The sequence below is a fragment of the Bacillus cereus group sp. BfR-BA-01310 genome, from assembly GCF_022664325.1.
GTDB classification, from domain to species: Bacteria; Bacillota; Bacilli; order Bacillales; family Bacillaceae_G; genus Bacillus_A; species Bacillus_A paramycoides.
In genome coordinates, this window is the sequence record NZ_JAKUHD010000001.1 from 298,696 (window position 1) to 310,974 (window position 12,279).

Sequence of the window (12,279 nt, forward strand, 5' to 3'; positions counted from 1 at the left end):
TTGCATACATGCAAACAGGTTGTTTAAACTTAACGAGGTTCTACAATTAATTTTATCGCTGTACGCTCTTCACCATCAATCATAATATCTGTAAACGCTGGGATACAAATCAAGTCCAAACCGCTAGGCGCTACAAATCCTCTTGCAATTGCTACTGCCTTTACCGCTTGGTTCAATGCACCTGCACCAATAGCTTGAATTTCTGCTGTTCCGCGTTCGCGAATAACACCTGCAAGTGCACCAGCTACAGAATTAGGGACCGACGTTGCTTTAACTTTTAATATTTCCATTCCGCGTTTCCTCCTCGTTTCTATAAAAAGTAATAGCAATTATTTCACTTTAACTTATATTCACGAGGAATGGCACGTATTCCTGCTAAATTTCCGTAATTTTTCTAAAAAATTAAAATATAATGACTTCTCTAACTTTTCGTTAAAAATCACTCAAAAAACGGCTGGTCATCATTAATTAAAATGCGCTCAATTTTCTTCGCTTTCCCTGTATTAGGATCCACATCAATTAACACTGCACTTAATTGTGTTCTACCATTCGTTACTTCAAAACGTACTGGTAAGTTCGTTAAAAACTTCTTCAATACCGCTTCGCGATCCATACCTAAAATCCCATCATACGGGCCTGTCATACCAACATCTGTAATATAAGCTGTTCCGCTTGGTAAAATACGATTATCAGCTGTAGGAACGTGTGTATGTGTACCTACTACCGCTGTAGCGCGACCGTCTACGTACCAACCTAACGCCTGCTTCTCGCTTGTCGTTTCAGCATGAAAATCAATAAAGATAATGTTTGTACGTTTTTTTGCAATGTTGATTAGCTCATCCACTTTACGGAATGGACAATCAATTGGAGGAAGGAAAGTACGTCCTTGTAAGTTAATAACTGCAACTTCTGTTCCGTTACAATTTACAAAGATAAGCCCTTTTCCTGGTGTCCCCTCTGGGAAGTTAGCTGGTCTTGCAAGATATTTTGCATCATCAATAAATTCAAATACTTCACGGTTATCCCAAGCATGGTTTCCAAGTGTAACCGCTTGTGCCCCGCACTCTAAAAAGTTTCGATATATTTTTTCCGTAATTCCACGTCCACCCGCAGCATTTTCTCCATTAATGATTGTTACTGTAGGTGTATATTTTTTCTTTAATGCCGGTACGTACTGTTGAATCATGTCTCTACCAGGAGATCCTACTACATCCCCAACGAATAATATTCTCATATGTCTTACCCTTTCTATGTACTACATTTTTTACTACCATACTATAACTTGAAGCGATTCCCCTTACAATAGTAACAATTTATCTATTATAAGTTTCTTTCACTTGCATGCAACTCATAATTAATTTTCTTTATTTTACCCAATTCCAACACAAAAAAATAAAGTGGTGTTTCACCACTTTATTTTGCGTATTCCACTGCACGCGTTTCACGAATAACAGTTACTTTAATATGTCCTGGATAATCCAGTTCATTTTCAATACGTTTTCGAATATCACGAGCTAAACGATGAGCTTCTAAATCATCAATTGTATCTGGTTTTACCAGAATACGAACTTCACGTCCTGCTTGAATTGCGAAAGATTTTTCTACGCCTTCATAAGACTCTGAAATCTCTTCTAACTTTTCAAGACGACGAATGTAGTTTTCAAGCGTTTCACTACGAGCTCCTGGTCTTGCAGCTGATAATGCATCTGCTGCTGCAACTAGAACTGCAATGATAGAAGTTGGTTCCGTGTCACCATGGTGAGATGCGATACTGTTTATAACAACAGGATGCTCTTTATATTTCGTTGCAAGTTCAACACCAATTTCAACGTGGCTACCTTCTACTTCATGATCAATCGCTTTTCCGATATCATGTAATAGACCCGCACGTCTTGCTAGTTTTTCATCCTCGCCAAGTTCCGCTGCCATAAGTCCAGTTAAATACGCTACTTCCATAGAATGTTTTAAGACGTTTTGCCCATAGCTTGTACGGTATTTCAAACGACCTAAAATCTTAATTAAATCTGGGTGTAAACCATGAACACCCACTTCAAACGTTGTTTGCTCTCCGACTTCGCGAATATACTCGTCCACTTCACGTCTTGATTTTTCAACCATCTCTTCAATACGCGCTGGATGAATACGTCCGTCCTGTACTAGTTTATCAAGAGCGATACGAGCTGTTTCACGACGAATTGGATCGAATCCTGATAGGATTACCGCTTCTGGTGTATCATCGATAATAAGGTCAATACCTGTCAACGTTTCTAGCGTACGAATATTACGACCCTCACGTCCGATAATACGCCCCTTCATTTCGTCGTTTGGAAGATTTACAACCGAAACGGTTGTTTCAGCAACATGATCAGCTGCACATCTTTGCATTGCAAGAGATAAAATCTCTTTTGCCTTCTTATCCGCTTCTTCTTTCGCGCGAACTTCACTTTCTTTTACCATAACGGCAATTTCATGAGAAACTTCACTTTCCACTTTACCAAGAATAATTGCTTTCGCTTGTTCGCGTGTCAGATTGGAAATGCGCTCTAATTCCGTTTGTTGCTTTTGAACTAACTCTCCCACTTTGCTTTCCAACTCTTCAATCTGTTGTTGTTTCGCTACAAGAGATTCCTCTTTCTTTTCTAACTGTTGCTCGCGCTTATCGAGCGTTTCGTCTTTACGATCAAGGTTCTCTTCTTTTTGCATTAAACGATTTTCTTGTTTTTGTAATTCGCTTCTACGGTCACGAATTTCTAATTCAGCTTCTGTACGAAGTGTATGAATTTCATCCTTTGCTTCTAAAAGCGCTTCTTTCTTAAGTGCTTCAGCATCGCGATTCGCTTCGTCTAGAATACGTTTCGCTTCATTAGCTGCACCGTTGATCTTCGCTTCAGCAATAGACTTTCGAACAAAAAAGCCAACAACTGCACCGACTGTTGCAAGCAAAATGGAGATGAGTATCCAAACTGTACTACTCGTCATGATTTCACCTCCCCTTGCTATGAATGAAAAAAGACTGTCGACATGTACATTGAATTACAACGTACAGCAAAGACCGTCGTCCCGCTTTTTTAAGGGACTTTCTTCATTTCACAATTAAAATGTCATATTATTATTTCGGCAAGATTTAAGTCTTACTCCGAATATTACTTCTCTTCTTGAGAAGAGTGTATCGTATATAAGAAAAAATATACATTCTCATTGTATCTATCGCAATTTTCATTGTCAAGCGTTGTCTACTTTTACTTTCTTTACCTTCAGCCCTGAATCTTATCTGAATTCGAAAAGTAAATAGCATATTATCCTGGAAAACCTTAGTGAATCCCAATTCATTTACTTAAAATATATAAATATTCCCCTTTACACATAGCCTTTTGGTTAGAATAAATATTTTATCTCCAGCTACATACAGCGCTTTCATAGCGAATTAAAAATAAAAGACACGGTCCCGTGTCTTTTATTTTTAATCTTGAAGAGTTGAATCTTCCGTGTCTTCAACACCAGAGTCTTCACCAATTCCGTGATGCTCACGAACAAAGAAGGCAATTTCCTCTCTTAAATCCGTATTCTCTTTTAAGAATTGCTTCGAATTTTCACGACCTTGTCCTAAGCGTTCTTCATTATAAGAGTACCAAGCACCACTCTTTTGAACGATATCAAGTTCAGAAGCCATATCTAAGATTTCACCTTCTCTTGAAATACCTTCTCCGTACATAATATCAACTTCAGCAACACGGAATGGTGGTGCTACTTTATTTTTAACTACTTTTACTTTCGTTTTATTACCAACGATGTCGTTACCTTGCTTTAATTGCTCAGCACGACGTACTTCAAGACGAACAGTTGAATAGAATTTCAACGCACGACCACCTGGAGTTGTTTCTGGGTTTCCGAACATAACCCCAACTTTTTCACGAATTTGGTTGATAAAGATTGCGATTGTTTTTGATTTATTAATTGCACCTGAAAGTTTACGAAGTGCTTGTGACATTAAACGTGCCTGTAAACCAACGTGTGAGTCACCCATATCCCCTTCGATCTCAGCTTTCGGTACAAGAGCTGCTACAGAGTCAATTACGATAATGTCAACCGCGCCACTTCGTACAAGTGCTTCTGCGATTTCTAGTCCTTGCTCCCCTGTATCAGGCTGCGATAATAGTAATTCATCGATGTTAACACCTAATTTTTGTGCATATACAGGATCCATCGCATGCTCCGCATCAATGAACGCTGCTTGTCCACCTTGACGCTGTACTTCCGCGATTGCGTGTAATGAAACTGTTGTTTTACCTGAACTCTCAGGTCCATAAATTTCAATAATACGGCCACGTGGGTATCCGCCTACCCCTAGTGCCACATCAAGTGCTAAAGAACCACTTGAAATTGTAGAAATTCTACGTTCCGCTTGTTCTCCTAATTTCATAATTGAACCTTTACCGAATTGCTTCTCTATTTGTTTTAACGCCATATCTAATGCCGCTTGACGATCACTCATTCAAAATTCCTCCTTAGCTGAATTGCTAATCTTATTATACCTATTTTCAATTCAATTTGCCAACAAAAATCGAACATTTATTCGATTTTTTTATTTTCCATCAAATAAAACTCGATTTACCCACAAAAAAAACTAGAAGAAATTTATATCTCTTCTAGCTTTTTATATAAATGATAAAATCCATATTTTGCAGAGCGTTCTCTAATTTGTTGACGACTTCCACTCAAATTAAGTGGGAAGACTACAGCTGGTTCATCTTTAATCGCCAATCCAACAAATACTGTGCCTGGTTCTTTATGTTCTGAAGCATCCGGTCCTGCCACCCCAGTAAAACTAATTCCGATATCCGCTTTTAACAGTTTCTTTACATTTTCAGCAAGATAACGAGCACACTGTTTACTAACCGCACCATCAGTACGCAACACTTCTTCAGGTACATGTAAAATTTGTTGCTTCACATCATTTTGATAACAAATGACACCGCCTTTAAATACAGACGAAACACCAGCATTTTCTGTTACTTGATTTCCAAAGAGACCACCTGTTAAACTTTCTGCACATGCTAAAGTTAACCCTTTTTCCTTCAATAACTCTACTACCTTGTAATGAAGGAAATCTTGGTCATATCCGTAGAAAAATTCTCCTACTCTTTCTAAAATCAAATCTTCCACATGCTGAATTAGTTTCTCAGCCTCATCAGCATCATGATGTTTGGCAGTCAAACGTAATGTCACTTCTCCATCATTTGCAAGTGGTGCAATTGTCGGATTCGTTTGTTCATCAATTAAATCTTGGACTTTCACCTCTAATTGAGATTCCCCAATACCAAAAAAGCGAAGAACACGAGAATAAATATTTTCACCCGTTGTAAAATTACGTAAAAAAGGCTCTACGTAACTTACATACATCGGCTTCATTTCTTTCGGTGGTCCCGGTAATAAAATATAAGCTTTCCCGTTCTTATTTAACCCCATACCTGGCGCCATACCGTGATCATTCGCAAATACTGTCGATCCATTTAAAACGAGCGCCTGCTTTTTATTATTCTCCGTAAATTCACGGCCTGTACGCTTAAAATAATTGCTTATCGATATTAATGCCTTTTCATCATACACAAGCTCTTCATTTAAACTAGACGCTATTGTTTCTTTCGTTAAATCATCTTTTGTCGGTCCTAATCCACCTGTAAAAATGAGCATATCAGCGCGTTCTTCAGCAACTTCAATTGCCTTCTGTAATCGCTTGTTATTATCCCCAACCACAGTATGGTAGTACACATTAATTCCGATTGAAGCTAACTTTTCAGATAAAAACTGGGCATTTGTATTTGCAATTTGTCCAAGTAATAATTCAGTTCCAACCGCAATAACTTCAGCATTCATCCCAATTCCCCCATAAACTTCTATTTTGAGTTTACAAAAGCAGTTCTATTTTTCCAGAAATAATCCCATCCTGAAATAACGGTAAAGATTAATGCAATCCATATGAAAATATCTGCAACTGGGATATGGATTAAATTTAACGGTACATCGTGTAATAAATATGCTGCAATCGCAATAATTTGAGTCCACGTCTTAATTTTCCCCAACTGATTTGCTGCAACTACTTCCCCTGTTCCAGCAAGTACAAGGCGCAAACCTGTTACTGCAAACTCACGGCTTATAATTACAATAACGATCCAAGCAGGTACATATTGCATTTCTACTAATGTGATAAGTGCTGCCGAAACAAGTAATTTATCTGCTAACGGATCAAGGAATTTCCCTAAATTCGTTACAAGATTATACTTTCTTGCATAATATCCATCAATCCAATCTGTAGCTGAAGCAATAATAAAGATAAGTGCCCCTGCTAAATGTTGAATTGGTAAATCAACATCACCAATTGTAAATGAGCCCCAATCAAACGGCGCTAGCATAATTACCATAAAAATTGGAATTAAGCAGATTCTAGATATTGTAATTTTATTTGGTAAATTCACAGCTATTCCTCCATCATGTCAAAAACATTTGTTCATTGAAAAAAGTCATCGAAGCGATGACTGTTATTGTGCAGGTTGCCCTATCCCTTGGTTTTTTATCACCAATCTTTGGTGATATTCTTTTTCTGGATCTAATGGGAAGGTAACCACTTGGCCATTCAGTTTAATTTCAACATTCGGTGCACTTCCAATATTAAGTCGCACTTCTTTTGCTGTTGATAAATCACGTTTTTCTGTTTGACCACTTTGTACTGTAGTGTTTAGAATTTCGTTACCCGCATCATCTTTAACATCTACATAACTTGCACCCTTTGCTGAGATTTCTAGTTCTAATGTTTTATTATTATGAATTTCCAAAGTAGATACCTTACCAGTTGTTCCAACTACTTTCACTTCTTGTTGTCCAGTTGGTTGCGCTGGTTGCTCCTCTTTCTTTGGTTCTTCTTTTTTTGGTTCTTCTTTTTTTGGCTCTTCCGCTTTTACTTCATCTTTCTTCGTATCTAGCGGAGAATCTTTTGCTTTTTGAACTTCAATTTTCTCACTTTGAGCATTTGGAACTTGTCCGTCATCTTTTCCAGTTAACATTTGAATCACAAACCAAACTACTACTCCAAATACGATTACTAATAACGCAATTAAAATCTTTGGCATATGATCTGCAATTGGCCATGATGAAGATTTCTGCATTGTTTCTTGTGTTTTTTGTCCAGTTGATACTTGTGGAACTTCACGATTTTCAGATTGTGGTATTGTGCTCTGATATTCTACAAGCAGTTCCTCTCCATTTAATCCAACAGCATCTGCATATTGTTTAATGAATGCACGCGCATAAAAAGCTCCTGGCAACACATCGTAATTGCCTTCTTCAATCGCTACTAAATGGCGTTTTTGAATTTTTGTAATCTCATGCAGCTGATCCATAGACAAGCCTTTTGCTTCTCTTGCTTCTTTCAGCTTTTGTCCTAATTCCGTCACTACTAACACCTCAATATTTCTTTAAAAGTCGAACATAGAGAAATTATTTTGCGTACCTTGCTCAATTTCATCTACTAAATTATATTGAATTTCTTCATCATAATCGTTACGCAATTCGATAATATAATCAAAATCATCCAACGTGTATTCTGACTGACTCACAAATACATCCGGATGTTCCACAACTTTCGTTGCAGGCAATCTCATTATTTCACGAACGAGCTGCCAATGCCTTTCATTTGCACGCTTTGTTGACACGATTCCATCTAGTATGAAAATATTATCGTCGCTATACTCATCTTCAATCAATTGACTACGAACAGTTTGCTTAATAAGAGTAGATGATACAAATAACCACCTCTTATTTGCACAAACACTTGCGGCAACAATGGATTCTGTTTTTCCAACACGAGGCATTCCTCGTATTCCAATTAGTTTATGACCTTCTTTTTTCATTATCTCCGCCATAAAGTCTACAAGTAATCCTAATTCATCACGCACAAATCGAAATGTCTTCTTATCATCTGCATCTCGTTGTATGTACCTACCATGTCTAACCGCTAGCTTATCTCTAAGCTTTGGCGGACGATATTTCGTTACCGTTATATTATCCATAGTATTTAAAATTGATTCAAGTCTAGAGATTTGCTCTTGATTATCACACATAAGCAAAAGCCCACGTCGTGCATTATCTACACCATTAATTGTGACAATATTGATGCCAAGCATACCGATTAACGAAGAAACGTCACCAAGCAAGCCAGGTCGGTTCTTATGTATTTCATATTCAAAATACCATTCAATCATCCAAGATCACTCCCCCACGCTTACTTTACACCTACGTACTATATTATATGATTTCACCTTAATAGGGAAGCTAAATGTATAATCTATTCCGTGTAATTATTATACAAAAAAAGTAGAGAGGAGCTTCTCCTCTCTACTTTTACTTATGTTGTACAAATTTCACCATTAAATTTGCAATTGTATGTTGCTCTTGTTCATCAGCAACTTTCCAAAGTTCAGCTAACAATTTTTCTTGGTCATTGCGCGCTTCCACTTCATTAGCTAGATAATCTCCAACGCGAAATGCCATATCTGATACTGCACCACCATCAAGCCCTTTTCCTTCCGCTTGTTCTAAACGTTCTCCTAAAAAGCTCTTCCACTGATCAAAGTTTTCTAACACTGTCATGTTTAAGCACCTCACTATTGAGTAATAGAATCATGCTTAATTTGTACAATTTCTTGTTTTTTATGTAAGAATTTTTTAGCAATGCCAACCGCCATTCACTCCGATAATTTGCCCCGTAATATAAGAAGCTCCTGGTGAAACGAGGAAGGAGACTGTTTTAGCTACCTCTTCTGGCAACCCTAATCTACCTAATGGAATATCTTCAGCAATTTCAGTTTTATCCTCTTCTGAAAATACACTTAACATCTCTGTCTCGATTGCCCCTGGCGCTACCGCATTAACACGCAATCCACTTAAAGAAACTTCTTTTGCTAAAGCTTTCACATATGAATTTTGTGCCCCTTTTACCATTGAGTACAGTACCTCACAAGATGCTCCTATTTGCCCCCAAATAGATGAAATAATGACAACATTACCACTTCTCCGCACGATCATCGGTGGAAGTGCCATCGATAGAAGTCTATATACACTCTTCACTTGAAGCTCCACCATATAATCTAATTCTTCATTCGTAACATCTGTTACTAATCCAAAGATACTCTTTCCAGCTGCGTATACGATAACATCAATCGGATGTTCGATTTGTCCCCATAATTCCTCAGCGCCATCTTTAGAAGCTAAATTCGCTTGAACAGGAATTACTTCACCAAATTTCTTCTGTAACTCCCTTACCTTCTCTTCGCTTTTATTGTAATGAATATAAACTGTATAACCATCTTCGATTAACTGCTTCGAAATAGCAGAGCCAATCCCTCCGCTCCCTCCAGTTACTAATGCATACTTTTTCATAAATTCCCTCTCTTATCTTTTACGTATAAATAAATAATACCCTCATCTTACCATTTGGCAATAACCAAACGTTAGATGAGGGATTTAGATACTGCGTTTTTTATTCAAATATCACTTTATTTTTTTGGCAACACTTGGCAAACACTCATTTTCTCTTCAATTAATAATGTTTTCGCTGCCTGTTGTAAGTCTTGAACAGTTAATCCTTCCAACACTGTAAGAGCATCAAATAAACTAGATTCATTAAACGCATAACGTGTAAACTGATTTGCAATGTACTCAGGTGAATTCAATGAGCGTAAGAAGCCACCAATTTTCTTTTTCTTCACTCGTTCCAATGCCGCCTCATCTAGCTGATCATAATTTGTTTGTAGTAAAATCCCTTTTAATCGATCTGCCAATTCATCAGGCTGCTTCGTATCGCCGCCCACCATTGCAAAACCGAAGTTATTTTCTTCTGTGTAGTCATACGAGAACGAATCATCAATAAGACCTTCGTTATATAGAGCTTCGTAATGAACTGACCCTTTTCCAAATAAATAATCTAAAAGTAATGTAAGCGCAATTTCTTGTTTTAAAAGGGCTTTCCCTTTTTCTTTTAAATTTGTCGCCTTAATACCAACTAGACATTTCGGAGTTTGAACAGGCATTGAAATAATCTTTTTCTTTTCATTTACTTCTTCTGGTTCCTCTTCAAAAGAACGCACAATTTCCGGTTGGTTTTCATAATCTTTTTTCGCTTGGTTTTCTCGTACTAAATCCATTGTTTTTTCAGGGTCAATTGCTCCAACAACAAACATTAACATATTGCTCGGATGATAAAATGTTTCATAACATTCATACAAAAGGTCTTTTGTAATTTTACTAATCGACTCAATTGTCCCTGCAATATCAATTTTAATTGGATGTTTAACAAACAAACTATCGATTAATCCAAAATATAAACGCCAGTCTGGATTGTCTTGGTACATTTGAATTTCTTGGCCGATAATACCTTTTTCTTTTTCAACCGTTTTTTCAGAGAAATACGGTTCTTGGACAAAATTTAACAACGTATTTAAATTTTGCTCTACATTTGATGTACAGGAAAAGAGGTAAGCAGTTCTCGTAAAGGATGTAAAAGCATTTGCCGATGCTCCTTGTTTACTAAATAATTGGAACGCGTCATGGTCCTCTTTTTCAAACAATTTATGTTCAAGGAAATGAGCAATTCCATCTGGTACACGGGTCATTTCTTCTTTTCCAAGCGGAACAAATGTATTATCAACGGAACCGTACTTCGTCGTAAATGTTGCAAATGTTTTGTTGAAGCCTTGTTTCGGTAAAATGTATACATCTAATCCATTCGGAAGTTTTTCATAATATAGCGTCTCTTTTAATTGCTCATACTCAATCTTCTCCATTTATTCTCCCTCCGTTCCATGTAAAAAGTAAATTGTATCTAGTTCAATATTATTAGCAACTTTCACAATTTCTTCTTTCGTCACGTTTTCTATGCCCGTTAGCCATTCTTCAACTGGACGCGTACGCTCTGAAATAACGCCGTGATAAAGCATTTCCACAAAACCACGTGGTGTATCAATTGCCTCTAATATTTGATTTTGAATTACACTTTTCGTTTGTTGAATCTCTTCTTCTGAAAAATCACCGTTTTGCATTGCTTTCATCTGTTCTTTAATAATTTCAACTGCTTTTTCAAAGTTCTTCGCTTCAATTCCAGACATAACAAAGAGCAAACCTTTATGACTTTCAAATCTCGATGCTGCATAGTACGCTAAACTATTTTTTTCACGGACATTTACGAATAACTTCGAATGAGAAAACCCTCCAAATAATCCGTTAAACAATTGTAATGCAAAATAATCTTCATCTTTATACGTAACGAATGTGCGATAGCCGATATTTAATTTACTTTGCTTTAATTCTTGTTTTTCAACAATTTCCTTTTCTTCATTATTTCGTTTATGAAGAAGTACATTCCGCTCTTTCACAGTACGAGGGGAAATAGAGAAATATTTACTTACAAGTTCAACAGCATCTTCTGAAATGTCACCAATGATGTATAGATCCATTTCATCTTCAGCTAACACTCTTTGATAAAATTGATACAAACTTTCATTTGTAATGGGAGCAACACTCTCTTTTTTCCCATTTGCACTTAAACGATACGGCTCTACTTTGCACATTTCTTCTACTAATCGTTCATTTGCATAACGCATTTTATCATCATAAGTTGCTTCAATACGTTGCAAAAGTGCTCGTTTCTCACTTTCTACTATAGAAGGTAAAAAACCGTTCCCTTCTGTTGCTGGATGTAAAACAATATCAGATAACATAGAAAGCGCTTTTTCAAATAGCGGCGGTGCATCGCGTAAGTATGTTTCATTTGCGATGTCTACATAAATAGAAATGATATGATCTTCCCCTTTTTTACTTACATCTACTGCTAAAGAAGATCCGTACAATTCTTCTAAATATTGACGAAGGCGAATTACAGAAGGCAGCTTTTCCGTCGCACTTTGTAACACGTATGGCAATAGGGCGCGCTCTGTCACCGTCTCCTCATTTAAAGGTGCTTTGAAACGAAATACAAAGGTATTTGTTTTATATTTGTCAGTCGGAATAATATGTACTCGCAAGCCACCTAATTCATGCATTTGCTGTTCCATTAGTTTCATTTATAGCCCTCCTTTACGTATGTAGGAATATTCCTCTTCAATATACAGTTTTTAGAAATGAAAAATCAACTTTTCTTCCTTATTATGTTTACATATGACTCATTCTAAAAACTTTAATATGTAAGGAACATATTAAAATCCCGTATTAAATATATTCTATGTAAAAAAG

At 36.9% G+C, this 12,279-nt stretch carries 12 protein-coding genes; all 12 read right to left on the reverse strand.

Annotated elements, in window-relative coordinates:
* Positions 1 to 29: 29 nt before the first annotated feature.
* The gene (gene spoVS / locus MR109_RS01520) at positions 30 to 290 is read right to left on the reverse strand and encodes a stage V sporulation protein SpoVS (RefSeq protein ID WP_000404341.1); all 261 of its coding nucleotides are present in this window, start codon (positions 288 to 290) and stop codon (positions 30 to 32) included.
* A 149-nt stretch (positions 291 to 439) separates the two neighbouring features.
* Positions 440 to 1,234 (reverse strand): TIGR00282 family metallophosphoesterase, encoded by a 795-nt coding sequence (locus MR109_RS01525; protein WP_002173056.1) that lies wholly within the window; start codon positions 1,232 to 1,234, stop codon positions 440 to 442.
* Positions 1,235 to 1,413: 179 nt separating this feature from the next.
* Entirely contained in the window at positions 1,414 to 2,979 is a 1,566-nt protein-coding gene (rny, locus tag MR109_RS01530; RefSeq protein WP_025148373.1) for a ribonuclease Y, read from the reverse strand.
* A 481-nt stretch (positions 2,980 to 3,460) separates the two neighbouring features.
* On the reverse strand, positions 3,461 to 4,492 hold the full coding sequence (gene recA, locus MR109_RS01535) for a recombinase RecA (RefSeq protein ID WP_001283855.1): 1,032 nt from the start codon (positions 4,490 to 4,492) through the stop codon (positions 3,461 to 3,463).
* Positions 4,493 to 4,635: 143 nt separating this feature from the next.
* Positions 4,636 to 5,874 (reverse strand): competence/damage-inducible protein A, encoded by a 1,239-nt coding sequence (locus MR109_RS01540; RefSeq protein ID WP_242270734.1) that lies wholly within the window; start codon positions 5,872 to 5,874, stop codon positions 4,636 to 4,638.
* A 20-nt stretch (positions 5,875 to 5,894) separates the two neighbouring features.
* Positions 5,895 to 6,473: a CDP-diacylglycerol--glycerol-3-phosphate 3-phosphatidyltransferase gene (gene pgsA, locus MR109_RS01545; RefSeq protein WP_002173059.1), complete on the reverse strand. Its 579-nt coding sequence runs from the start codon at positions 6,471 to 6,473 to the stop codon at positions 5,895 to 5,897.
* Between the two features lie 63 nt (positions 6,474 to 6,536).
* Positions 6,537 to 7,448: a helix-turn-helix domain-containing protein gene (locus tag MR109_RS01550; RefSeq protein WP_048371602.1), complete on the reverse strand. Its 912-nt coding sequence runs from the start codon at positions 7,446 to 7,448 to the stop codon at positions 6,537 to 6,539.
* Between the two features lie 21 nt (positions 7,449 to 7,469).
* A complete protein-coding gene (locus MR109_RS01555) occupies positions 7,470 to 8,255 on the reverse strand; it encodes a DUF3388 domain-containing protein (RefSeq protein ID WP_000574107.1) in 786 nt (261 codons plus the stop codon).
* A gap of 139 nt (positions 8,256 to 8,394) precedes the next feature.
* Positions 8,395 to 8,643: a DUF3243 domain-containing protein gene (locus tag MR109_RS01560; RefSeq protein ID WP_025148368.1), complete on the reverse strand. Its 249-nt coding sequence runs from the start codon at positions 8,641 to 8,643 to the stop codon at positions 8,395 to 8,397.
* Between the two features lie 75 nt (positions 8,644 to 8,718).
* Positions 8,719 to 9,432: an elongation factor P 5-aminopentanone reductase gene (gene ymfI / locus MR109_RS01565; RefSeq protein WP_242270736.1), complete on the reverse strand. Its 714-nt coding sequence runs from the start codon at positions 9,430 to 9,432 to the stop codon at positions 8,719 to 8,721.
* Between the two features lie 116 nt (positions 9,433 to 9,548).
* A complete protein-coding gene (gene yfmH, locus MR109_RS01570) occupies positions 9,549 to 10,835 on the reverse strand; it encodes an EF-P 5-aminopentanol modification-associated protein YfmH (protein WP_002173063.1) in 1,287 nt (428 codons plus the stop codon).
* Positions 10,836 to 12,110 carry an EF-P 5-aminopentanol modification-associated protein YfmF gene (gene yfmF, locus MR109_RS01575; RefSeq protein WP_002173064.1) on the reverse strand — a complete coding sequence of 425 codons (1,275 nt, stop codon included), beginning with the start codon at positions 12,108 to 12,110 and terminating at the stop codon, positions 10,836 to 10,838. It lies immediately after the preceding gene.
* Positions 12,111 to 12,279: the final 169 nt, after the last annotated feature.